Annotated in this window: 19 protein-coding genes; 9 read left to right on the top strand and 10 right to left on the bottom strand. The window is 64.5% G+C overall.

All coding sequences use genetic code 11. The annotated features are described in order from the left end of the window. Positions 1 to 111: 111 nt before the first annotated feature. From AC3WN8_RS24360 to AC3WN8_RS24350, 3 genes are all read left to right on the top strand, one after another. Positions 112 to 1,434: a M24 family metallopeptidase gene (locus tag AC3WN8_RS24360; RefSeq protein ID WP_492672095.1), complete on the top strand. Its 1,323-nt coding sequence runs from the start codon at positions 112 to 114 to the stop codon at positions 1,432 to 1,434. Positions 1,435 to 1,529: 95 nt separating this feature from the next. Next, the gene (ggt, locus tag AC3WN8_RS24355) at positions 1,530 to 3,269 is read left to right on the top strand and encodes a gamma-glutamyltransferase (protein ID WP_492672094.1); all 1,740 of its coding nucleotides are present in this window, start codon (positions 1,530 to 1,532) and stop codon (positions 3,267 to 3,269) included. A 98-nt stretch (positions 3,270 to 3,367) separates the two neighbouring features. Then, entirely contained in the window at positions 3,368 to 4,339 is a 972-nt protein-coding gene (locus tag AC3WN8_RS24350) for an alpha/beta hydrolase (RefSeq protein ID WP_492672093.1), read from the top strand. Between the two features lie 5 nt (positions 4,340 to 4,344). Here AC3WN8_RS24350 and AC3WN8_RS24345 read toward each other — a convergent pair whose 3' ends face one another. The 7 genes from AC3WN8_RS24345 to AC3WN8_RS24315 all read right to left on the bottom strand — a co-directional run bounded on the left by AC3WN8_RS24345 (position 4,345) and on the right by AC3WN8_RS24315 (position 11,008). Further along, positions 4,345 to 5,979 carry a Na+/H+ antiporter gene (locus AC3WN8_RS24345; RefSeq protein WP_492672092.1) on the bottom strand — a complete coding sequence of 545 codons (1,635 nt, stop codon included), beginning with the start codon at positions 5,977 to 5,979 and terminating at the stop codon, positions 4,345 to 4,347. Between the two features lie 139 nt (positions 5,980 to 6,118). Next, positions 6,119 to 6,523 carry a RidA family protein gene (locus AC3WN8_RS24340; protein ID WP_492672091.1) on the bottom strand — a complete coding sequence of 135 codons (405 nt, stop codon included), beginning with the start codon at positions 6,521 to 6,523 and terminating at the stop codon, positions 6,119 to 6,121. A gap of 25 nt (positions 6,524 to 6,548) precedes the next feature. Continuing rightward, positions 6,549 to 7,037, bottom strand: coding sequence for a VOC family protein (locus AC3WN8_RS24335; RefSeq protein WP_492672090.1), 489 nt, complete (start codon positions 7,035 to 7,037; stop codon positions 6,549 to 6,551). Between the two features lie 96 nt (positions 7,038 to 7,133). Next, positions 7,134 to 8,501: an FAD/NAD(P)-dependent oxidoreductase gene (locus tag AC3WN8_RS24330; protein ID WP_492672089.1), complete on the bottom strand. Its 1,368-nt coding sequence runs from the start codon at positions 8,499 to 8,501 to the stop codon at positions 7,134 to 7,136. Beyond that, positions 8,494 to 8,775 carry a (2Fe-2S)-binding protein gene (locus AC3WN8_RS24325; RefSeq protein WP_492672088.1) on the bottom strand — a complete coding sequence of 94 codons (282 nt, stop codon included), beginning with the start codon at positions 8,773 to 8,775 and terminating at the stop codon, positions 8,494 to 8,496. The genes AC3WN8_RS24330 and AC3WN8_RS24325 overlap by 8 nt, the downstream gene beginning before the upstream one ends. Next, positions 8,772 to 9,935, bottom strand: a complete 1,164-nt coding sequence (locus AC3WN8_RS24320) for an NAD(P)/FAD-dependent oxidoreductase (RefSeq protein ID WP_492672087.1) — start codon at positions 9,933 to 9,935, stop codon at positions 8,772 to 8,774. Before AC3WN8_RS24320 ends, AC3WN8_RS24325 begins: the two co-directional genes overlap by 4 nt. A 20-nt stretch (positions 9,936 to 9,955) precedes the next feature. Beyond that, on the bottom strand, positions 9,956 to 11,008 hold the full coding sequence (locus tag AC3WN8_RS24315) for a dihydrodipicolinate synthase family protein (RefSeq protein ID WP_492672086.1): 1,053 nt from the start codon (positions 11,006 to 11,008) through the stop codon (positions 9,956 to 9,958). Positions 11,009 to 11,043: 35 nt separating this feature from the next. Here AC3WN8_RS24315 and AC3WN8_RS24310 point away from each other — a divergent pair, with 35 nt between their 5' ends. Further along, on the top strand, positions 11,044 to 11,940 hold the full coding sequence (locus tag AC3WN8_RS24310) for a LysR family transcriptional regulator (protein WP_492672085.1): 897 nt from the start codon (positions 11,044 to 11,046) through the stop codon (positions 11,938 to 11,940). Positions 11,941 to 11,952: 12 nt separating this feature from the next. Here the strand turns inward: AC3WN8_RS24310 and AC3WN8_RS24305 are convergent, their stop codons facing one another. Genes AC3WN8_RS24305 through AC3WN8_RS24295 form a run of 3 tightly spaced genes read right to left on the bottom strand, consistent with a single transcriptional unit; the run spans position 11,953 to position 15,442 of the window. Continuing rightward, entirely contained in the window at positions 11,953 to 13,410 is a 1,458-nt protein-coding gene (locus AC3WN8_RS24305) for a sodium:solute symporter family protein (RefSeq protein WP_492672084.1), read from the bottom strand. Further along, positions 13,407 to 13,664, bottom strand: a complete 258-nt coding sequence (locus AC3WN8_RS24300; RefSeq protein WP_492672083.1) for a DUF3311 domain-containing protein — start codon at positions 13,662 to 13,664, stop codon at positions 13,407 to 13,409. Before AC3WN8_RS24300 ends, AC3WN8_RS24305 begins: the two co-directional genes overlap by 4 nt. A gap of 29 nt (positions 13,665 to 13,693) precedes the next feature. After that, positions 13,694 to 15,442, bottom strand: a complete 1,749-nt coding sequence (locus AC3WN8_RS24295) for a DUF885 domain-containing protein (protein WP_492672082.1) — start codon at positions 15,440 to 15,442, stop codon at positions 13,694 to 13,696. 329 nt (positions 15,443 to 15,771) lie between these two features. Here AC3WN8_RS24295 and AC3WN8_RS24290 point away from each other — a divergent pair, with 329 nt between their 5' ends. From AC3WN8_RS24290 to AC3WN8_RS24270, 5 genes are all read left to right on the top strand, one after another. Then, entirely contained in the window at positions 15,772 to 17,064 is a 1,293-nt protein-coding gene (locus AC3WN8_RS24290) for an amidohydrolase family protein (protein ID WP_492672081.1), read from the top strand. A gap of 25 nt (positions 17,065 to 17,089) precedes the next feature. Then, complete coding sequence (locus tag AC3WN8_RS24285; protein ID WP_492672080.1) at positions 17,090 to 18,373, top strand: amidohydrolase family protein; 1,284 nt, start codon at positions 17,090 to 17,092, stop codon at positions 18,371 to 18,373. Between the two features lie 132 nt (positions 18,374 to 18,505). Then, complete coding sequence (locus AC3WN8_RS24280) at positions 18,506 to 18,997, top strand: RNA-binding protein (RefSeq protein WP_492672079.1); 492 nt, start codon at positions 18,506 to 18,508, stop codon at positions 18,995 to 18,997. Between the two features lie 82 nt (positions 18,998 to 19,079). Beyond that, positions 19,080 to 21,365, top strand: a complete 2,286-nt coding sequence (locus tag AC3WN8_RS24275; protein WP_492672078.1) for a TonB-dependent receptor — start codon at positions 19,080 to 19,082, stop codon at positions 21,363 to 21,365. Positions 21,366 to 21,414: 49 nt separating this feature from the next. Beyond that, the coding region (locus AC3WN8_RS24270; RefSeq protein ID WP_492672077.1) for a DUF885 domain-containing protein at positions 21,415 to 23,225 on the top strand (1,811 nt) is incomplete at its 3' end.

The following is a 23,225-nucleotide window of genomic DNA, read 5'->3' as shown; positions in this document are numbered from 1 at the left end:
TGGCGCTGGCGGAATGTCGAATAGAATCGTGTGATTATTAACCTAATTTCTTGCCATCCGCCCCTGGGCAGCGCTACCCCTCTATGCGAGAATCCATAGGGGGAGTTTGTGATGGCACGTCGCGTCGGCAAGCCGCTGTTGTTCGTGCTGGCGCTTGCCGCCTTGGCCCAGGCTGCTCCCGCACAGGAAGCGAAGCGCCGCTGGGACCAGCTCTGCCAGATCCGCAAGGACAAGTTCGACCTGATCCTGCCCGAGGCGATGCGTGGCAACGGCATCGACATGTGGATCGTCGCGATGCGGGAGGGGCATCCCGACCCCAATGCCGAGATGCTCGGCGGCGGTTATGTCGGCGATATCGGCTATTATGTCTTCACCGATCGCGGCGGCGGCCGGATCGAGCGCGCCAGTTTCGGCATCGGCGGTGCCGCATTCGACCAATGCCCGCTTTATGACATCAAGGCGTCGCCCGATACGCTGCGCGCCTTTGTCGAGGCGCGGGCGCCGAAGCGCATCGGCATCAACGTCGCGACCGAGATCGGTACCGCCGACGGACTGAGCCATTCGCTTCATGAGAAGCTGCGCGGGGCGCTGGGCCCGGATCTCTCGGCGCGATTGGTGTCGGCCGAGAAACTGGTCTCCGAATTCCGATCTCGCCATACCGGGACGGAGATCGCGGCTTTTGCGAAAGCCGGCGAATATTCGCGCACCATCGCCGAACGCGCACTGTCCAACGAAGTCATCAAGCCCGGCCATACCACCACCGGCGACGTCGCCTGGTGGATGATGGAACAGCTCCACAAGGAAGGGCTGGGCAATTCGTTCGGTCTGCCCAGCGTCTATATCCTCGGTCCCGGCGAACGCGGCCCGGTGTCCGGCGATCATGTCATCCAGCCAGGCGACCTGATCACCATGGACTGGGGCGTCAATTACCTGCTCAGCTACACCGACATGAAGCGCATGGCCTATGTGCTGAAGCCTGGCGAGAATGCGCCGCCCGCCGGCGTCCAGCGCGCCTTCGACCGCGCATTGCAGGTCCGTCGGATGATCCTGGATGTCATCCGGCCCGGGGTGACCGCGGGAGAGGCGCTGGCGACGGTCAACAAGCGGGTCGCGGAAACGCCCGGTTTCGTGCTCGCGCCGGGCTATGACAATCCCGGCAACGATCCCAAGGCGACCGATGTCGTGATCGGCAGCCATTCGGTCGGCGATTTCGGCCATGGATCGGGACCATCGATGGCGGACTTCAATCCGTTGCGGATGACCTATCAGCTCCGCCCGAGCAATTTCCTGTCCGTCGAGCTGTTCGTCTACACCGTCGTGCCCGAATGGGGCAGCCGCAAGATCAAGATCCCGCTGGAGGATGACGGCGTCGTCACCGAACGTGGCCTCGAATGGGTGTATCCCGCGAACAGCCGCATCCTGCTCGTCAAATAGGACTCGTCGCAGCGGATTTTCCAAATGGAAAATTCGATCTTGACGAGGATGTTGCCGGCCCTAGCATTGCCCCCGGTTCAACGGGAGGATGCGTGATGGGCGGCGGCCGTAAAATGGCGGAACGGTGGCTTGCAGGCGGGTTGGCGATCGTGTCGCTTGTTGCGACGATGCCGGCTGTGGCGCAGCTTCCGCCGGATGGACGGCCAGCACCCAGCCAGCCTGCACGCACCCAGTCGCGATCGATGGTCGTCTCCCAATATGGCATCGTCGCGACCAGTCAGGTGGCGGCGTCACAGGCCGGTGCCGCGATCCTCGCAAAGGGTGGCAGCGCGGTCGATGCCGCGATCGCCGCCAATGCGGCGCTGGGCGTGATCGAGCCGATGATGAACGGCATCGGCGGCGATCTGTTCGCGATCGTCTATGACGCCAAGACCAGGCAGGTCTACGGCCTGAACGCCAGCGGCTGGACGCCCGCGGCGATGAGCCTGGACGCGCTAAAGAAGCGGAAGATCGACAAGCTTCGGGTCATCGATCAGGTGACTGTGCCGGGTACGGTCGCGGGTTGGGACATGCTGGCCAAACGCTGGGGCAAGCTGCCGCTGGCCCAGAGCCTCGCGCCCGCCATCGCACTGGCCGAAAACGGCTTCGGCGTTGCCGAGAACGACGCGCTGAACTGGAAGAACACCGGCATGCCCTTTGCCGGCGATCCCGCTTTCGCCAAAGCCTTCCTGCCTGGCGGGCAGGCACCGGCCGTAGGCGATCTGGTCCGCAATCCCGACATGGCGGAATCGCTACGCCGGATCGCCCGGAATGGCCGCGACGGTTTCTATCGCGGTGCGACCGCGGATGCGTTGCTGGCGCTGCAGCGCAAGCTGGGCGGCTTCATGACCGCCGAGGATCTGACCAGTTTCGAGCCCGAATGGGTCACGCCGATCAGCACCGATTATCGCGGCTGGAAGATCTACGAGCTGCCGCCCAACGGTCAGGGCATCGCGGCGCTGTCGATGCTCAATATCATGGAGACCTTTCCGCTCGCTTCCTGGGGGCATAACAGCCAGCGTGCGCTGCATGCGATGATCGAGGCGAAGAAACTCGCCTATGCCGATCTCCAGCAATTCATCGGCGATCCGCGCGCCAGCACGATCCCGGTCGAGGCCTTGCTTTCCAAGACATTGGCGAAACAGCGCGCGGCGACGATCGGCGAGCGCGCCCAGTGCAATGTGCTTCCCTCCGACATCAAGGCGGCGCTGGCGAAACAGTCGAGCGACACGACCTATCTCACCGTGGTCGACAAGGAGGGCAATCAGGTCTCGCTGATCCAGAGCGTCGCCAGCGCTTTTGGCGGCGGGCTCGTCGCCGACGGCACCGGCTTCGCGCTCCACAATCGCGGGAAGAGCTTCGCGCTCGAGCCCGGCCGCCCCAATTCGCTGCGCCCGCGGATGCGGCCGCTCCACACCATCATTCCGGCTTATATGGAAAAGGGCGACCGCCACATCGCCTTCGGCATCATGGGCGGCTTCAACCAGGCCCAGGCGCATGCGCAGTTCGTCTCGAACATCGTCGATTTCGGCATGAACATCCAGGGTGCGCTCGACGCCGCGCGCTTCACAAAGCTCGATTTCGAAGGCTGCGGTTTGTGGATGGAGGACGGTATTCCGGCGGAGACCGTCGCGGCGCTGAATGGGCAGGGGCACCAGATCAAGGTCTGGCCGCGCTATTTCGAAGGCATGGGACGCGGCAATGCCGTTGAGACACGCGACGGCAAGGCCGTGCATTACGGTGCCTCCGACCCTCGGACCGACGGCGCCGCCGTTCCGGAACAACCGCCTTTCTGATCACGCTTCCGATTCCGCTTGCGGACCGTATGGTGATATAATTATGATATCATGATTCTTGCAGGCAAATCCGCTGTGCCGGATTTCGGGAGGGAAATATGATGTCGATGATCTCGTCTTTGGCGATGCTCGCCGCCGCCGCCACGGTTGCACCACCGGCCGACATGACGGTCGGCGAGGGAACCGGGCAGCTTCACGGCACATTATTGTCGCCAACCAAGCCCGGGACCGGCGGCGTGGCGGTGCTGATCCTGGCGGGTTCGGGGCCAACCGATCGCGACGGCAACAGCCCGCTCGGCGTGAGCGCCGCGCCCTATCGATTGCTGGCCGAAGCGCTTTCAAGCGCCGGAATTCCCGCATTGCGTGTCGACAAGCGCGGCATTGCCGCCAGCGCCGCGGCGATGACATCGGAAAACGCGTTGCGCGTACAGACCTATGCAGCCGATGCCCGCACCTGGGCCAAGGCATTGCGCGAACGCACCGGCGCGCGCTGCGTCTGGCTGCTGGGTCATAGCGAAGGCACGCTCCACGCGCTGATCGCCGCACAGGAGAGCGAGGGGATTTGCGGCCTGATCCTGGTTTCTCCGGTTGGCCGGCCGCTGGGGGAGATCTTGCGCGCGCAGTTCCGATCGCTTCCAGCGTTTGCGCCGATGCTCGACGAAGCGACGCGTATCCTTGCCGAACTGGAAGCGGGGCGAACCGTGTCGGCGGACGGCATGAACCCCGGGTTGCTGCCGATCTTTCGTCCCAGCGTCCAGCCCTTCCTGATCTCCATGCTCGCCGCCGACCCGCCCGCATTGGCGACCGCCTATCCCGGCCCGATCCTGGTCGTTCAGGGCACCACCGACCTCCAGACCGCGGTCGCCGATGCCGAGCGGCTCGGGCAGGCCCGGCCCGGTATCAAGGTCGCGTTGATCGACGGCATGAACCATGTACTGAAAGTCGCGCCCGCCGATCCGGCGGCGAACCACGCCACCTACACCAACCCCGATCTTCCGCTGGCACCGGGCCTGGTCGATACGATCGTCGATTTCATCCGTGCGAACCGGAGCGTGGCAAAGGCGCGATAAGGGGCTCAGGTCGCCATGGCGTAGCGCGCTTCGAGCAGGTCGAGTTCGCGGATCAGCTTGCGGGCAAGTTCGCTGCCCAACTCCCGCTTGCGAACCATCCGGAAAATCTGGGTGCGCTCGGCCTTCAGCGCGGCGAGGCGCAGGTTTCGCTCGATCTCTTCGGATCGCCGCTCCAGGGCGTTGCTCTCGGCATTGCCCGCGCGGCTTTCGATCCGTTGGCGATAGGCGTCCATGAGCCGGGCGGCCGCCGAGACGTAAAGGTCGGCGTCATTCCGCCCCTCGGCCAGGCTGTGCTGAACCTTCTCGATCTCGGCGATGGCGGCTTCCGCCGCCCTGATCCGGGCGGCGTCCTCAATGGCCTGCAGGTCATGCTCGGCCGGCATTTCGAGGCCGTTGAGAAGCCAGGGCAATCCAATGCTGGCAACGATCAGCGAGGTGATGATGACCCCCATGGCAAGGAAGATCGCAAGATCCCGTGCCGGGAAGGCCGATCCGTCGTCCATCGCCAGCGGCAAGGTGAGAACGCCCGCCAATGTGATCGCGCCGCGCACGCCCGCGAACGACATGGCGGCGACGATCCGCCAGTTTGGTTTGGTGCGCCATTGACCGGACCGAAACAGCGTCATCCGGAACGACAGCCAGACCCAGAGGAAACGCAGGCCGGCAAGCCCCAGATTGATCGTGACGACATAGATCGCCAGCCACCATGGTTCATGATGACCGGTCATGCGCACCGTCTCCGCCGAGCTGGCGAGGATCGCGGGCAATTGCTCGCCGAGCAGCACGAAGATGATCCCGTTCGCGGTGAACTGGATGACGTCCCAGACGGTGTTGCGCCTGATCCGTGTCGCCGCCTCAAGCTCGCCGCGGGCCTCGACGAAGCCCATTGTGAGGCCTGCTGCGACGGCCGCCAGGATGCCCGAACAATGGAGGTGTTCGGCGATGAGATAGGCGCCGAAGGGAATGAGCAGGCTGATCAGGATCTGCGATCCGCCTTCCTCGCCATAGCGGCGCGATATCCACTGCTTCGCCCGGCTCACGGCCCAGGTGACACCGGCGCCCACTGCAATGCCGCCCAAGGCCACCCAGGCGAAATTGAGTGCGGCGTCCTGAACCGAAAAGGCGCCGGTCAGCGCTGCCGCGATGGCGAAACGCAGGCAGACGAGGCCGGACGCATCGTTGAGCAGCGATTCGCCCTCCAGGATGTGCATCATGCGCTTGGGGATCGGCACGCGCTGGGCGATCGCCGACACCGCGATCGGATCGGTCGGCGACACCACCGCGGCCAGCGCGAACGCCACGGCCAGCGGCATGGCGGGGATCATCCAGTGAATGAGGAATCCCATGCCGATGACGGTGAACACGACCAGGCCGAGCGCCAGTTCGACGATGGTCTTGCCATCCTTGAACAGTTCCTCGCGCGGGATGCGCCAGCCGTCGAGAAACAGCAAAGGCGGCAGGAAAAGAAGGAAGAAGATTTCCGGATCCAGCGTCACGCGCCAGTCTGCGGCCAATCCGATCAGAGCGCCCAGCGCGATCTGGAACAAGGGGCGCGGCAGAGGCAGAGGCACCATGCGCGAGAATATGCCGCTCAGGATGACGGCGAGCAGCAGCAGCAGGACAATCGTGATGGTTTCCAATAGTCGTCCTTCTTGGTGGGCCGAAAGGCGGCGGATATGGTTCGTCAGGGCGTTCGAGGCTTCCTGACGAACTCCGCGCAAAACACCAAGCTCTTCGTAACAATCGGACGCATCGATCCGCCCGATCGGGAGCGACCTTTTAATCCAGCGCTGCGGTTGCCTCGATCTCGATCAGGAAATCGGGCAGCGCGAGTGCCGCGACGCCGAGGAAGGTGTTGGGCGCTGGCGTCGCATCGCCATAGAATGCGCCGATCTCGGGCAGCACCACCCCCAGTTTGTCGGGGCTGTGGTTCACCACATAGGTCCTGAGCCGAACGATATTCGCCGGGGTCGCGCCGGCCTCGGCCAGCACGGTCTTCAAATTGGCGAGCGCCTGGCGCGTCTGCGCGGCAAGGTCATCGCCGCCGACGACATTGCAGTCCTTGTCCCATGCGACCTGGCCCGCCAGATGCAGCGTCCGGCCGCTTTCCTGGAGCGCCGCGTGGGAGAAACCGTAACCGACCGCGTCGTACAGGCCGGCGGGATTGATCTTGCTGTTCGTCATGGCGTTTTGGTCTCCGGAAAAATGGTCAGTCGACGATTTCGAGCTGATGGCCGAACGGGTCGAGCACATAGACGTTCTTCTTGCCCGCCAACGGCCCGGCGTCGATATGGATCGTCTCGAGCGGCGTGCAGCCATGGGCGGCCAGATAGGCGATCGCCTTGTCGACATCGTCGACCTTCAGCCCCAGATGATGGCCGCCGCGATCGCAGTTGCGCGGCAGCGTCTGTCCGCGATCGTCGGGCTTGTCGTACTGGACCAGCTGGAAGTTGAGATTGTCGGTGAGCTTGAGCATCGCCAGCGTCAGCCTGGCCCCTTTGACGCCGACATGCGTCTCCATCCAGTCGCGCCCCTGTTCGTCGACGGGGATGTCCGCGGCATCGAGCGGCCCCATGCGGAACAGTTCCTCTGCACCGATCACGTCACGATAGAAGGCGATCGCGGCCTCCAGGTCGGGCACGGTCCATGAGATATGATCGACCGACAGGAAATTGGGCTTTTCGGGGGCTCCGCTCATGGCAAACTCCGATGGATGACCCGTGCAATGTGTCGGGCATGGATTGCGCGTGCAACGCAACGATCCCGCAAATATCGTTGCCCGCAACGCAATGGATCAATCGGGCGCGGCAAGATCGCCGATCGCGACCGGACGCGCGGGGAAACGCGCGGTGAAACCGGGATCGTCATGGCGACCCGCCGCATCGAGCAGCCGCAGCAATATCGGCTCGCAATTACGGCCCTGGCACGCGCCCATGCCGCAGCGTGTGGCGAGCTTGATCGCATTGGCGGAACCACCTTGTCGGATCGCGTCATGCACCGCGCCGAACGCCACATCCTCGCAGCGGCAAAGCAGCGTTTCCGCGTCGGGTGCGGGTAGATAGTCCGTGGGATCGGCGACAGCGTCGAGCATCGCGGCAAAGCCATGGTGACCGGCAAGAGACTTGCGGTACGGCGTGGCGCGGCGTCCGGCTTCGCCCTCCGCGATGAGGCCCAGGTCGAGCGCGATGCCGATCCCAGCGATCGCACCGCTCGCCGCCGCCGCTGCCGCGCCGGCCACGCCTATCGTCTCCCCAGCGACCGAGAGTGAGGCCACCGATGCGCGCATCCACCGATCGTGCGTGCATGCCCAACCGCCGGCAGGGCCCGCGGCACGCATCTGCGCGCCCGCCATACGCGGCAATGCCGATTGCGGCACAAAACCGTAGCACAGGCCGACAGTGTCGCAGGCGATCATGCCGTTCGACGTCGCCGCACCAGTCACCGCGTCATCACCGATGATCGCATGCAGTGCGGCACCGAACTGGATGGCTACCTTGGCACGCCGCAGCGTCGCCATGGCGGAAGCGGCTGCGACAAGATCGGTGGTCCGGCGGAGCACTGCGAGCGGATGGCGGATCGCGGTGGCGATCATCGCGTCGCGCGGCTGCGCGAACAGCACCGCGGCGACACTGCCGCCGGCCCGAACGATCTGCTCTGCGACGATCAGTTGCAATGGATGGGTGCCGGCCAGCAGGATCCGTTCGCCGGGTACAAGACGCTGGCTTTTGACGAAGGCCTGAATACCGCCTGCAGGCTGGACCCCGGGCAATGTCCAGCCGGGGAGGGGGACGGCGAGATCCTGGCAGCCTGTCGCGATCAGCACATGGCGCGCGGCGATTTGACGCACGCCATTTCCGGTTGTGGCGAGCAGATCATGGCCAGCGGCCGTAGCGGATAGGTCTAGCACTGAATGACCACCGAACCAGGTGACGTCCTCAAGTGCCTCGAACCGTGCGAGCAGCCGTTTGAGCGGTGCATAGCCGCGCCCCTGCAGCCAGTTGCGAACCGTGAAGGCAGTGGGCGGCTGGCGCAGGATCTGGCCGCCGGGCCGAGGCTGCTCGTCGAGGATGGCGATGTCGAGCCCCCGGCCGGCGAGCGCGAGCGCCGCTGCCTGGCCGGCCGGGCCGCCGCCGACGATCGCGACATCGAGCATGTCAGCCATCGGTGCGGATCTCCAGCCCGTCGATCGCTTCGGTCAGGCAGGCGCGGATGCGCCGTCCGTCGGTGACGCGCGTGACCAGGCATTCGGAGCAGCTGCCCATGTTGCAGAACAGTCCGCGCGGCGCACCGTGCGTGTCGCGCCGAAAGGCCGTCCGGTCGGCGGCGAGCATCGCTGCCGCGAGCGTTTCCCCGGTAAAGGCGGGAACAGACGCGCCGTCGACGACGATCGCGATCGCCGCGCCGCGCGTTTCGCCGGAGATGCGCGAACCGCTCATCCCATGAACCCGTTGAGATGCTCGAAGCGGGCGGGCGAGACGATGGCGAGGGCATCGGCGGACTCGCCCGCCATCGCGGCCGCGATCAGCCGCGCGAAGGTCGGGCCGAGCGTGAAGGCGGAGCCGCCGGCCGCGACCCAAAGGCCCGGCATGCGCGGCACTTGCCCGACGATCGGCAGCTGGTCGGCGGAAATGGCGGTGACGCCCGTCCAGCTCCGGATCAGGTTGAGCCGCGCCAGGCCGGGAACGACATCGATCGCGGTGCGCAGATTGCCCGACAGCGAGTCCGGGATCATCGTCGCACGGCGCGACAGGTCGAAGCCGCCGCCCGGCGATTGCGCCAGCCGCGACGGCCATCCGCCGCCGATCAGCAGATTGCCGGCATGGGTCTGCTTGAGCGACAGCCGGCGCCCGACATGCTGGACGAGATGCGGCACCATCGGCGCAGTCCGCTCGGTGGCGTTCATCAGCAGCGCGACCGGATAAAGCGGCATATGGAGATTGGCGAGCGCACACAGCGCCGTCGTCCAGGCACCGGCCGCGATCAGGATCTGATCAGTATGCAGCGAAAAACCGTCGCCGGTGACGGAAAAACCGCCACCTGCCCGGCGATCGATCGAACGCACTGCGCTTTGTGTCCGGATCGTCGCGCCGGCCGAGCGGGCCGCGGCGGCCAGTGCAGGGGTGACCGTGCGCGGATCGGCATGACCCTCGTCGCCGCTGTGATTGGCGGCCAGAACCGAGGGCGACAGATAAGGGGCAATTGCTCGCGCCGCGTCGCCATCGATCGTGCGGACCTTCAATCCCTCGGCCTGTTCGCGCACCGCCTTGCGTTCGAGCAGCGCGACCTGATCGGGCGTCTCCGCAACCATCAGCCCGCCCTGTATCGAGACATGGAGATCGGCGCCCAGCGCGGTCTCGAGCCCGCGCCAATCCTCGACCGCGATCCGGCTGAGCGCGACGATATCGGCGGCCTGCTCCGCCAGCGCCTCGCCATTCTCGAGGAAGCGGCGCTCGATCTGGAAATGCAGCGACCCGGCATTCTGGCCCGATGCGCCGGCGTTGATGTCGGTTGCCTCGACCAGTTCGACTGAGGCGCCGGCCGCGGCGAGGCGCCATGCGGTCGCGCAGCCAACCAGCCCGCCACCCACGATCGCCACGTCCACCCGCCTCATAAAAGCTAGATGCGCCCGAGCGCGACCAAAGTCTCCCTGATTCGATCCATGTCCTCGACCGAGACGTCCTGCAGCGGCGGGCGGACATGGCCGCCGGGCAGACCCTGGACGTTGAGCGCGGCCTTGAGGATCGCCGGTCCCGAGCCGAAACGGCCGACCAGATCGGAGGTGTACCATTCATCGAGGATCACGCGATCCTTGCGGCCGCATTCGCGTGCCGCGTCGATGTCGCCCGCCCAGAGATGGTTGTAGAAATCGGGATGGATACGGCCGAGCACGCCGCCCGCGCCCATCGTGCCGTCGCCGCCCCGCGCCTGGAGCAACGCCAGGCCATGCTCGTCCATCGAATGGCCGAAGACGCGGACGCGCTCGTTCAAGGCGAAGAAGGTCTTCACGAAACGGCGGAGATCGCCCGTCGACTGCTTGATCGCGACGACATTCTCGAGATCGGCCAACTGCTCCAGCAGATCGAGCGACATGTCGATCCCGGTGCCCGGTGGCCAGTTATAGACGCAGATCGGCAGTGGCGAGGCGTTGGAGATGTCCGAATAGAACCCCAGTATCTCCGACGGAGAGGGGCAGAAATAGGGTGGGGGCGTCACCATGATCCCGTCGAAGCCGCTCGATGCGGCCTGTTCGGCCAGGTCGATCACTTCCTTGGCGGTGAAGGCGCTGCACCCGGCCAGCAGATGGAGCTTGCCCGAAAGCTGATTGCCCGCCGCGTCGAACAGGCGCTTGCGCTCCGCCGCCGACATGCTCGGCCATTCGCCAGTGGTGCCCGCGATCAGCAGCCCGTGCATGCCCTCCGCATGCAGCCATTCGAGCAACCGCCCAAGCGCGGCGAGATCGAGTTCATGCGCCTGATCGAACGGCGTGGTGATGGCAGGGATATAGCCGCGCCAGTCGACGCGCGATCTTTTGGTGGTTGAAATCGGCTTTCCCCCTTGCTTGCGACGCGTGGTCCAATGGACCCCGGACGCTTCGATACGGCAAGGTGCATTGGCAGCAAGGGCAACGAAAGGCGAATTTGGTTGCGAAATACGCAACACTGTCGCCATGGTGGAATCCTGGGGCAGGATGGAGCGTCACGCGGATGTGGGACAACGCACTTCAATATTTCTACGAAGCCGCCAGCCTGGGATCGATGCGGCTGGCCAGCGATAAGATCGGCGTCGCGGTTTCCTCGATCAGCCGGCAGATCGCGCAGCTCGAAAACGAGATGGGTATCGCGCTGATCGAGCGCGGCCGCCGGTCGATCCGGCTGACCGAGGCGGGGCAATTGGCGTTCGAATATCACAAGAACCAGCTCGCCGACCGTGAAGCGCTGATGAACCAGCTTCAGGAACTGCGCGAGGTGAAGACCGGCCGCATCGACCTGGCAATCGGCGAGGGCTTTTTCGGACCGCCCTTCACGAGGACGATCGACGGATTCCAGCGCCGCAATCCCGGCATCGCCATCACGGTGACGAGCTGCCCCAGTTCGGAGATCGTGCGCATGGTGCTCGATGACGAAGCGCATATCGGCATGATCCTGCACACGACCAGCGAACCCAAGATCCGCACGCGCACCGCGGTTGCGCAGCCGCTGGTGGTGCTGTGCGCGCCCCAGCACCCCGCAGCGGCAAAGGAAGCGCTGACCATCGCCGACCTGAAGGACTATGAGCTTTGCCTGCCACCGCGCGGTTTCCGCATCCGCAGCACGCTCAACGACGCGCAGAAGCGCGCGCATGTCTGGCTGGAGCCGCGGCTGGTGACGACGTCGATCCAGATGATGCGCGAGATCGCCAAGGCCGGACGCGCACTCACCATCCTGCCGCGCATCTCGGTGCTGGCCGAGCTCGAGGAAGGCTCGCTGGTCGCGCGCCCATTGCTCGACGACGAGCTGGAGCACAGCACCGTCAGCCTGATCCATCGGCTTGGCCGGCAGCTGGAAGGCGCACCGGCGCGGTTGCTCGCTATCCTGGAAGCGAAACTGAAGACCTGGGTATAACCGACTCGGCCATCAGGCGATTTGCGGCTCACGCGCCAGTGTCTGGCGCGGCCAGGCCAGGCAGACCGCAGCCGCCACCGCGGCGTCGATCGCCATCGCGATCAGGCCGTGATCCCATTGCGGCAGGATTTCATTCCACAGCGCCTGTGCCTGGGGCAGCAGCAATGCGAGATATCCCGCGACGATGCCCGCGAAAATGCCGGCGGCGTGCGCGCGTTTCCACAGAAAGGCGAAATAGACGCCCGGCGCGAGCATGCCGATCGCGGCATAGGCCGACAGGCCGATCTCGACGAGCGACCTGGAGCCGCCCAGGGTAAGCCAGATCGCGATCCCGGCGAACACGATCATCGCGCCGCGCGACACCAGCAGCCCGGCACGATCGCTCATAGCCGGTCTCAGCGGCAGCACGACGTTGCGGCTGAAGATCGATCCGGCGGTCAGCAGCAGCACCGAACCCGGCACCAGCGCGAGCAGGCAGGCAGTGCCGGCGAAGATGCCGATCGCCCATGGCGGATAGCGGTCCGCCACGAACTGGAGCAGCACCGCATTGGTATCGCCACCCTCGGGCACGGTTCCCGCCAGAAGCGCGGCAAAGCCCATCAGGATGATGAAGAAATAGGAGAGCGAGTAGATCGGTTGCCAGATCGCGTTGCGGCGGATCGTCGCCTCGCTTCCGGCAGAGAAGCAAAGCTGGAACATATGTGGCAGGATCCAGTTGCCCAGCGCGACGTTGAGCGCCGCGGTCATCAGCCAGGTCGTCGACATGCCGGCGTCGGGCTGAAGCCCCGGAAAGCTGCCGATGCCCGGATGGGTGTCCTGCGTCAGCCGGTAGACGTCGAGCATGGACGACGCGCCGACCTTGCTCGCGACGGTCAGGCATAGCCCGGCGACGACCAGCAGCATCAGCACGTCCTTCACGCCGGCCGCGAAAGCGGCGGAACGCAGTCCGGCGAAATAGACGAAGGCAAGCATCACCGCGGCGGCGATCAGTGCCGCCGACAGCGGCGAAACCTCCGGCCCCAATGTCAGCCTGACGATCAGGCTCAATGCGACGATCTGGATCTGGACATAGACGACCAGCGCCGCGATGCCGGCGATGCCGACGACGACGCCCAGCCAGGTCGCACGGTAATGATCGGCGAAGAAATCGGCCTGGGTCACCAGCCCGCGCCGGCGTCCGACATCCCAGATGCGCGGCATCAGCCAATAACCGAGCGTCGCCGACAGCGAGACCGAGGTGAAGGCGAGATAGGCGGGGGCGCCATGTGCCCAGGCGAAACCCGAAATGCCGAGAACGGCGAAGGTGGTGTAGATCTCTCCGGCATTGAGGAACCAGAAGATGAGCACGCCGAAACGGCGCCCGCCGACCGCCCAGTCCGCCAGGGTGCGTGCCCGCGCCTGACGACGACTGTAGAGCAGCGCGCCCGCCATGGTGCCGAGCACGATCGAGAGTGTGAGCGCGAGGATCAATGCCTGTCCTCCACCGCGTCGTACCCGGTTTCCGGAAATTCGGGATGGCGTTTGTCGATCGCGAACACGATCGCGATGACGATCGAGGCGATGACGATGCCCACCATCTGCCAGACCATCGGGAAAGGCAGCGAAAATGGCCGCCAGGCAATATCGTTGACGAAGGGAACCATGCCGACCTGCCAGATGAACGGGATCAGCAGCAGCCAGCGATGCGGCCGGCGGCGGGGCGGGGTTTCTGCGGGGGGTGTCATTCGGGAATCCTCATTTTCACGGGCCGGGCTCACCCCTTGCCGCCGCCTGCATCGATCCATCGCCGGATCTTCGCGTCGAGTACGTCCATCGGCAATGCGCCGGTGCCGATGGCCTGATGATGATAGTCGCGGATATCGAACGCCGCACCCAGCTTCGCCTTGGCCTCTTCGCGAAGCTGGCGGAATTTGAGCTCGCCGATCTTGTAGGCGCAGGCCTGGCCGGGATAGGCGATATAGCGGTCGATCTCGACCGCGACGTCGCGCGCCGCCATCGAGGTGTTGTCGAGCATATAGTCGATCGCGCGCTGCCGATCCCAGCGCATGGCGTGGATGCCGGTATCGACCACCAGCCGCACCGCGCGCAGCATCTCCATATCGAGATGGCCGAACAACTGCATCGGATCGCCGAACATGCCGAGTTCGGGGCCCAGCGATTCGGCATAGAGTCCCCAGCCTTCGGAAAAGGCGGTTGACGATCCGTAGCGCAGCAGTGGCGGCAGCTTTTCATTCTCGCGCGCCAGCGTGATCTGGAAATGATGGCCGGGAATGCCCTCGTGCAAAGTCAGCGTTTCGAGCGTCGGGATCGGGCGGGTGTTGAGCATCGACATGTTGAAGAACAATATGCCTGGGGAGACCCCATCGGGCGGGCCGGGGCGATAATAGCCGGTGCCGCGCTGGTCTCCGAGCGCGGGCAGCGGGCGGACCTCGAACGGGGCTTTGGGCCGCTCGTGGAACAGCCTGGGAATGCCCGGCCAGATCTTCGCCTCGATCGCCTCGAAGCGCGCAAGCAGCTCGTCGGGTGTCTTGTAATAATATCCGGGATCGGTGCGGACATGTTCGAAAAAGGCTTTCAGGTCGCCCTTGAAGCCGATCCTCGCGCGGACATCCTCCATCGCGGCACGGATCCGCGCGACTTCGGAAAGGCCGAGCGCATGGATGTCCGCGGCACTGCGCCGCGTCGTCGTGTGCCGTGCGAGATCCCAGCCATAAAGCGCCGCACCGTCCTTCATCGCCCACAAGCCCGGCGCTTCGAGCGCCTTGGGCAGATAAATGTCGCGCAGATAGCTCTGCCAGAGCCGGTAGCCGGAATAGACGGGGCCGGCGATCTTCGCGCGATAGGCGGCGGCGAGGCGATCCCGATCCGCCGCGGCGATGCTTTCGGGCATGCGACGCACACCGGCATAGAATGGGCTGTTCTCGACCGGCAGCGCCAGCATGGCGTCCACCTGCGCCAAAATGTTGGTCACGATGATCCTGGGCTGGACATAGCCATCGGCAAGCCCGCGCTTCAGCCAGGCGACGCTGTTCTCCAGATAGCCGGCGAAGCCGTCGAGGCGCTTCAAGCCGTTCTCATAATCGCCGATATCGGCAAAGGGCGCCGCGCCGCTGGAAACGAAGTCGGGAAATTCGACCTGCAGGCCGAAAGACGGATTGAGCGGCGCCTTGCGCTGGACGTCGAACAGGCCGGTGTCGAACTGTTCGATCGTCTGGCGTGTCCGATAGTCGAACACATCATAAGCGATCCGATCGACCGGGCCGAGCGCGTCGCGCGGGATCGCGGCGAGTTCGGCAAGGTCGCGCCGCTTGTTGGCGCCGAGTGTCCGGGCATAGCCGTCGCTCAGCGGGTCGACGAAGAGGGGGCCGGCATTCGCCTTGCCCTTGCGCACCGATCCCATCGGATCGAGCGCGGCATCGGCGGCCTCGCTGCGTTCGAGCAGGGCACGAAGACGCGTCGCGGCGCTGTCCGCCTGGGCAAAAGCCGGAAGAACGGGCGTCATTGCCGTCGCCGCCAACATCCCCAGCATCAGTCGCCGCGATACAATGCCTCGCCCGTCGATCATCGGTTGCCCCTTATTTCGCTTCACCCGATGGTGTCGCGCCATGGCGAGAATGCAACTGCCGCGCGCCGGACGGACGTGGCGGCAAATATATGGATGGGGCCGCAGTTTTCCGTCATTCTCAGCCTCAATCCTTGCTTTTTTTGATGCGAATTTGAGTTTGCGTTGCGTTTTACGCAAAGAGTTTGCGTCACTTTGCACATTGTTTTCTCCCGCCTTTCCCGCAGTCTGGAAAAGACACCGGTCAGAACCGGAGGGAGGGTTTCATCATGAGATTTCGGCACTGGACCGTCGCGGCTGCGGCATCGATCGCTATGGCGGGAACCGCTACAGCGCAGCAGGCACCCGCGACCACCGCGCTGGTCGGCGCGACAGTCGTCGCGATCGACGGCGGCAAGCCGATCGAGGATGCGACGGTGATCGTCCAGGGCGATCGCATCCTCCAGGTCGGCCCCTCTGCTTCGGTCAGCGTTCCTGCCGGCGCGAAGGTCGTGCCGATGCAGGGCAAGTGGCTGATCCCGGGCCTGATGAACATGCATGTCCATTTCGGGCTGAAACTGCCCGGCGCCGCGGGCGCCGAACTGCTCGAGGAGAAGGATGGCGAGGAAGCGCTGCGCATGGCCGACAATGCGCGCCGCAGCCTGTTGGCCGGCGTGACGACGGTGCGCCTGACCGCCGAGGATCATGGCATCGATTTCATGCTGAAGCGCGCGATCGCGAAGGGGCAGGCGGTCGGCCCACGGATCGAATCCGCCGGCGAACTGATCGTGCCGACGGGTGGCCATGGTTCGCTGGAGGCCGACGGCCCCGCCGAATTCTCCAAAGTGGTGCGCGAGCAGATCAAGCGCGGCGCGAGTTGGATCAAGATCGCGATTTCGGGCGGCATTTCCGACACGCATGGCAGCATCGCGGCGGCGCCGATGACCGATGCGGAAATGTCGACGGTGATCGAGGTGGCGCATCGCAACGGCGTGAAGGTGACGGCGCATAACGGGTCTTCGGAGGCCGCACTCCAGGCGCTGCGCTTCGGCATCGACTGTTTCGAGCACGGCTATCATCTGAACGATGAAGTGCTGACCAAGATGAAGGCACAGGGCGTCTGGCTGGTCCCGACCATCGTCGTCAGTCAGCCCGGCGCCTATGAATTCTACAAGAAGATCGGATCGCCCGACTGGTATCTGGAGCGCGTCGCATCGACGGGCAAGGACCATTGGGCAGTCTTGCAGAAGGCGATCCGCATGGGCGTGAACGTGGCGCTCGGCACCGACCAGTTCCCGTTCGAGCCCAATGGCGGCACCACTGCGACCGTGGCCGAGGCGGAGCTGTACGTGAAGGCGGGCATGACCCCGCTTCAGGCGCTGCAGGCCGCGACGATCCAGCCCGCGAAGATGCTGGGTATCGACAAGCAGGTCGGCCGCATCGTGCCGGGGCAATATGCCGACATCGTCGCCGTTTCCGCCGATCCGGTGCGCGACATCGCCGCGCTGCGCACGATCGGCTTCGTGATGAAGGGCGGCGCGATCTACCGCAACGATACCGATCCCGCGACCATATCGCGCTGATCCGACGACAGGGAAGGGGTTGGTCATGAAGCACGCAATGCTCGCTGCAACGGCGCTGGTATCGATGCTCGCCGCGTCGCCCGCGCTGGCGCAGGTGACCGCATTGGTCGGCGGCAATGTCGTCGACCTGACCGGAAAGGCGCCGCTGCGCGACGCGGTCGTGCTTGTCGACGGCGAGCGCATCACCGCGATCGGCCCGGTCGCGAGCACGCCGGTTCCCGCGGACGCGAAGATCGTGCCGATGCACGGCAAATGGCTGATCCCGGGACTGATGAACATGCATGTCCATCTGGCGCTCAACCTGCCCGGCGCTGCACGTATCCACAACGAAACGCCGGATTCGATGGCGCTGCGCACGCTCGACAACGCCCGCAAATCGCTCTGGTCGGGCGTCACCACCATCCGCCTGACCGGATCGGATGCCGGTGTGGATTTCACGGTCAAGAAGGCGATCGACGCGGGGACCTTCGACGGACCGCGCATCCATAGCGCCGGCTCTTCGATCGTTGCGACCGGTGGCCATGGCAAGACCGAGGTCGATGGTCCCGCCGCCTTCGCCAAGGCGGTGCGCGAACAGGTGAAACGCGGCGCGACCTGGATCAAGATCGGCATATCGGGCGGTATTTCCGACACGCATGGCGATATCGGCGCATCACCCTTCACCGACGAGGAGTTGAAGACCGCGATCGAGGTCGCGCACCGCAACGGGGTGAAAGTGACCGGCCATACCGGCTCGCCGATCGCATCCGATGCGGCGATCGACGCAGGCATCGACTGTTTCGAGCATGGCTATTTCCTGACGCCGCAGGTCTTCGCCAAAATGAAGGCCAAGGGTGTCTGGTATGTGCCGACCATCGTCGTCAGCCAGAGCGGCGCGCGCGCCTTCTATGCCAAGATCGGATCGCCCGACTGGTATCTGGCGCGGGTGGATTCGGTGGGCAAGGCGCATTTCAAGGCGCTGCGCGACGCGATCTCGGCCGGTGTCGATATCGCACTGGGCACCGATCAATATCCCTGGGAACCCAATGAGGGAACGACGGCCACAGTTCGGGAGGCGGAACTCTATGTCGATGCGGGCATGACCGCAGCCCAGGCATTGCGTGCCGCCACGGTGGAGCCCGCACGGATGCTGGGCGTCGACAAGGAGGTCGGCCAGCTCAAGCCCGGCTATTATGCCGACATCGTCGCCGTCGATGCCGATCCCGGCCGCGATATCCGCGCGCTGCGCACCATCGGTTTCGTGATGAAGGGCGGCAAGGTGATCCGCAACGACGCCACCGTTCCGCCGAACGCAAAGATCGATCGGTGATTTCGGTTATTTTGCGTTCAACGCAACGAATGTGAGTTTGCAATGTCGTTGCAACAACAATGCAACTGACGGACACTCATTTCCGCAACGAGGGGACATAAGACCCTTCGAAAGATCAGATCAGGGGGGTCCATGACGAAGAAACCGATCCTGGCGTGTGTGCTCGCGGCCGCCTTCAGCCTGGCCACTGCGTCACCCGCCATCGCCGAACGCCCGGCGACAGACATGCTTTCACAGATGTTCGTCTGGTGGAACCAGGCCTTCAAGACGCCCGGCGCCTATACGGCGAAGAATTTCTCCAAATTCTTCACGCCCGACGCCACGCTGGTGCTCGAAGGCCGGACCGCGATCAACGGCGTCGACCAGTGGGCGACGCATTTTCAGCGGATCCAGTCCGGCGGCGGCGATGTCGAGATCGTCGTGCCGTTCAAGGACGTCTTCGAAAAGGACGGCATGATCTACACCTATCATGTCATCCGATCGCGTCGGAACGGCAAGGTCGGCTGCTCGCTGGCGGCCGGACATGCGGTGCTGAGAGACGGCAAGATCGCCTCCATCGTCCTCGTGCGGAGCGAGCTGGATCCCAAGAAGGGACCGCTCGACCCGCAATGCTGGACGAAATGACCGCCTGAGAGCGGTCGCACCGGAGAGGTTTGAAAACATCGAGCCGATGGCAATGGCCACCGGCTGACGAGGGGGTTTTGACATGAAGAGCGAGACAATCGGACGATATCGACGCAGCCACCTGGTGGGCCATGCGGCATTGGCGGTGCTTGCCGCGGCGATCGTCGCCACGCCGGCGGCGGCCCAGGAACGGCCCGCGGGCGAAACGGCGGCACCGGCCGGCGACGACATTATCGTGACCGCGCAGCGCCGCGAGCAGAGCCTGCAGGATGTGCCGATCGCGATCACCGCGGTCACCGCCGAGACGCTGCAGGACCAGAATGTGCAGAGCGTCGAGGATTATTTCGCGCTGACCCCCAATGTGAGTTTCCAGAGCAACGGTTCGCGCGACCGCAAGGATCTGTCGATCCGTGGCATCTCCAACCAGCTCAATCCTTATGCCGATGTCCGCCAGGCGACCTATGCCTTTTACATCGACGAGTTCAACGTCGCGGCGGGCACCAGCAATCCGCAGATCGTCGACCTGGAGCGGATCGAAGTGCTGCGCGGGCCGCAGGGCACTTATTTCGGCCGCAACTCGGTGGGCGGCGCGATCAACGTGATCACCAAGAAGCCGGTGAACCGGTTCGAAGGCAGCGTCGAGCTGGGCTATTCGAGCTATGAGACCTTCCGGGGCGAGGGCGTGATCAACGTGCCCGTGATCGACGGGCTGCTCGCCATCCGCGCATCCGGAAAATACGAAAAATCCGACGGATATATCAAGAATATCAATTCGATCGGTGGCGGCAATGACAGTGAATATTACACTTATCGCATCCAGGGGCGGCTGACGCCGACGCCCAATCTGACGCTCGACGTCACATATAATTATTCGGACGAGACGCTGGGCATGCGCAACGGCGTGCCGACCGGCTTCGTCACATCGACCTGGGCGTCAGTCTATTACGGCAGGACCGCAGGCATGATCGGCAATCCCGACGGCGTTGGCTTCTTCCCAACCAACGACAATCGCGTGAACTTCAATCGCCCGCAGCGTGTGGGCAGCACCTTCGAATATCTCAGCGGCCGTGCGGTCTGGGACATCGGTACGGTTTCGGTGACCGGCGTGCTCGGCAAGCTCAAATCGACATTGTTCAATTATGGCGATGTCGATGGTGGCAGCCGCGACTATTTCTACGAGGATCTGCTGCTCAAGCGCGAATCCACCAGCGGCGAACTGCGTGTCCAGTCGACCGGCAAGAATTTCCTCGACTGGAGCGTCGGCATTTCGGCGGGCCGCGATACGGGCGTTTCCGACCAGTCGACCTATCACGGCGCGGCGAGCCCGATCTGCCCGGCGGCACAAGCCGGCAATTGTTCGGGGCTGGAAGTGACGGGCGCCGACGGCAAGAGCTCGTCCGATTATTGGGCGGTGTTCGGCCAGGGCACGTTCAACATCACCGACGCCTTCGCCGCGACCGTCGGCCTGCGCTATTCGCGCGAGACCACCAAGAACAATTCGGTCACGCGTTCCAACACCATCCTGACGGGCGTCAACAATCGTATCGCCAAGTTCGACGACGTCTCGCCCAAGCTCACGCTCAGCTACAAGATGAATCCCGACTGGATGATCTTCGCGACGGCATCACGCGGATTCAAGTCCGGCGGCACGCAAACGAGCAACAACGTCAATCTTCTCAATGAATTCAAGCCCGAGACTCTGTGGGATTACGAGCTCGGCACCAAGTTCGACCTGCTCGACGGCAAGCTGCGCGTCGACATCACCGGTTTCTATATGGACTGGAAGGACGTCCAGCAGACGATCCGTTTCCAATATATCGATCCGGTCACCGGGTTGCTGCGCGGCGTGAGCGGCATCGCCAATGCGGCGGCGGCGGAAAGCTATGGCGTGGAAGCAAGCTTCGACGCGCGTATCACCCAGCAGTTCAAGCTGAGCGGCCAGGTCGGCTACAACAAGACGCGCTTCAAGGATTATCCGAACGCGCTGATCGACGGCGTGGTGATCGACGTGACCGGCAAGGCGCTGGTCAATGCGCCAAAATGGTCATTGGGTGCGCAGGCGCAGTATAATGTGCCGATCTCCGGCGCGTTCGAGGGCTTCCTGCGGGCGGAATGGAATTTCCGCGATGCGATGATCTCCAATCCCTATGCCTATCGCTATCCGGTCTATCCCTTCATCTCGCCCAGCTATCACAATGTGAATTTGCGTGCGGGCGTGGAAACCGATGCGTTCCGGGCCGTCGTCTATGTGGAGAATTTGTTCGACGCGAAATATTTCGCCAATGCCTATGAAAAGGCATTCTACAGCGGCGTTCAGGTCGAACCGTCTTTCCGGACTTTCGGCGTCAGCGTGGGGTATAAGTTCTGATCTCGGGAGCGGCCGACAAGGCCTTGATATCGTAGCAGTGGAGAGTGTGATGGATCGCCGTCGGTTTCTCGAAGGGACGGCGGCGACCGTTCTGGCCGGTCTGGCAGTTCGGCCGGCAGTTGCGGCGGGATCGGCCGATGCGGCATGCGCGGCGCTGCTCCAGCGGCATAGCGAGGCTTATCTTCGCCGGTCACCCGAGGAAGCGACCGCCAATGATTTCGATATCGGGCCCAATGCGGCGCTGCGCAGCCGGCTCGACGATCGTTCGCTGGCGGCGCGATCGGACGACCGGGCCGCGATCCGTACGGCGCTGAGCGAATTGGGTGGTGTCGATGCCGCCGCGCTTTCTTCGCGCGCCGCGCTCGACCTGCGTGTCGCCCGCTATGTCTATGAGACGCTCGATGATCTGCTCGGGCGTTATGGCTTTGTCGACGGCAATCTGCGCCCGAGCCCCTATGTCGTCAGTCAGATGAACGGCGCTTATTACTGGCTGCCCGATTTCATCGGCACGCGCCATCCGATCGAGAGCCGGGCCGACGCCGATGCCTGGCTGTCGCGGGTATCGGCATTGGCGGTCGCGGTCGACCAGGAAACCGACCGCATCCGCCACGACGCCGGCATCGGCGTGATCCCGCCCGATTTCGTGATCGCGCGCACCGTTGCCCAGATCGAAGGGCTGCGCGACGGCGATCCGCTCGGCTCCGCGCTGCTGGCGCCGGCGCTGAAGCGGATCGCGGAAAAGGGAATGGGGGACTGGTCGGCGCGGGCATCGGATGCGTTCCGCTCCGCCGTCGCCCCCGCGCTCGAACGGCAGGCGGCGGCGCTGAAGGCGCTGGCGGCCAAGGCCGATGATCGCGCCGGCGTGTGGAAGCTGCCCGATGGCGACGCCTATTATGCCGCATCGGTCCGGTCCAACACGACCGTCGATACGCCGCCGGCTGAACTGCACCGCATCGGGCTGGAGCAATGCAAGGCACTGCTCGCGCAGATCGACATTTTGCTGAAGAAGCAGGGTCTTTCCAAGGGTAGCGTGATGGCGCGGATCGGCGCGCTCAATGCGGATCCACGGTTCCGCGTGGCTCCCGACGATGGCGGTCGCGAACAGTTGATCGCGCTGGCGAAGGGGCATCTCGACGCCGTCACCAAATTGCTGCCCGGTGCGTTCGGCATCACCGCCGTCGACCCGATCGTGGTGCGCCGCATTCCGCCGGCGATCGAGGCCGGCGCACCTGGCGCCTTCTACTCGGAGGGCGCACCGGGCCAGCCCGGCATCTATTCGCTCAACCTGAAGACGCCGGGCGAACATGTCACCTGGCGCCTGCCGACGCTGACGCATCACGAAGGCATTCCGGGGCATCATTTCCAATATAGCGTGCTGCGGCGCGCACCGGCGCTGCCGCTGTTCCGCAGGATCGTGCGCTTCTCCGCCTATACCGAGGGCTGGGCGCTTTATGCCCAGCAAGTGGCGGATGAACTCGGCGTCTATGCCGGGGATCCGTTCGGCCGGATCGGCTATCTCCAGTCCGAACTGTTCCGCGCCGCGCGCATCGTCGTCGATACCGGCCTGCACCATCATCGCTGGACCAAGGCGCAGGCGGTGGCCTGGATGGTCGATAATGTCGGCGAGCAGCGCGAAGCGACCGATCGCGAGGTGACGCGCTATTCGGTTTATCCGGGGCAGGCGTGCAGCTTCAAGGTGGGGGCAAATGCGATCCATGCCGCGCGTGAACGAGCACGCAGGGCGATGGGTACGCGTTTCGACCTGCGGGCTTTCCACGATCTGGTGCTGACCGCAGGGCCGATGCCGATGTCGGTGATGGACGCGGCGGTGGATGGCTGGGCGAAGGGTGGGGCGGGATA

The sequence above is a fragment of the Sphingobium sp. FW305-3-2-15-F-TSA7 genome (genome assembly GCF_058787155.1).
Note: the sequence above shows the minus strand (reverse complement) of the source record. Positions and strands in the feature narration are given on the sequence as shown.

What these genes read in the sequence shown, in the direction of transcription:
- AC3WN8_RS24295 (WP_492672082.1), bottom strand. Translation starts at nt 15,442, where the DNA reads ATGACGCCCGTTCTTCCGGCTTTTGCCCAGGCGGACAGCGCCGCGACG.
- AC3WN8_RS24350 (WP_492672093.1), top strand. Translation starts at nt 3,368, where the DNA reads ATGATGTCGATGATCTCGTCTTTGGCGATGCTCGCCGCCGCCGCCACG.
- AC3WN8_RS24285 (WP_492672080.1), top strand. Translation starts at nt 17,090, where the DNA reads ATGAAGCACGCAATGCTCGCTGCAACGGCGCTGGTATCGATGCTCGCC.
- AC3WN8_RS24325 (WP_492672088.1), bottom strand. Translation starts at nt 8,775, where the DNA reads ATGAGCGGTTCGCGCATCTCCGGCGAAACGCGCGGCGCGGCGATCGCG.
- AC3WN8_RS24275 (WP_492672078.1), top strand. Translation starts at nt 19,080, where the DNA reads ATGAAGAGCGAGACAATCGGACGATATCGACGCAGCCACCTGGTGGGC.
- AC3WN8_RS24300 (WP_492672083.1), bottom strand. Translation starts at nt 13,664, where the DNA reads ATGACACCCCCCGCAGAAACCCCGCCCCGCCGCCGGCCGCATCGCTGG.
- ggt (WP_492672094.1), top strand. Translation starts at nt 1,530, where the DNA reads ATGGGCGGCGGCCGTAAAATGGCGGAACGGTGGCTTGCAGGCGGGTTG.
- AC3WN8_RS24315 (WP_492672086.1), bottom strand. Translation starts at nt 11,008, where the DNA reads ATGGCGACAGTGTTGCGTATTTCGCAACCAAATTCGCCTTTCGTTGCC.
- AC3WN8_RS24310 (WP_492672085.1), top strand. Translation starts at nt 11,044, where the DNA reads ATGTGGGACAACGCACTTCAATATTTCTACGAAGCCGCCAGCCTGGGA.
- AC3WN8_RS24280 (WP_492672079.1), top strand. Translation starts at nt 18,506, where the DNA reads ATGACGAAGAAACCGATCCTGGCGTGTGTGCTCGCGGCCGCCTTCAGC.
- AC3WN8_RS24360 (WP_492672095.1), top strand. Translation starts at nt 112, where the DNA reads ATGGCACGTCGCGTCGGCAAGCCGCTGTTGTTCGTGCTGGCGCTTGCC.
- AC3WN8_RS24290 (WP_492672081.1), top strand. Translation starts at nt 15,772, where the DNA reads ATGAGATTTCGGCACTGGACCGTCGCGGCTGCGGCATCGATCGCTATG.
- AC3WN8_RS24335 (WP_492672090.1), bottom strand. Translation starts at nt 7,037, where the DNA reads ATGAGCGGAGCCCCCGAAAAGCCCAATTTCCTGTCGGTCGATCATATC.
- AC3WN8_RS24330 (WP_492672089.1), bottom strand. Translation starts at nt 8,501, where the DNA reads ATGGCTGACATGCTCGATGTCGCGATCGTCGGCGGCGGCCCGGCCGGC.
- AC3WN8_RS24340 (WP_492672091.1), bottom strand. Translation starts at nt 6,523, where the DNA reads ATGACGAACAGCAAGATCAATCCCGCCGGCCTGTACGACGCGGTCGGT.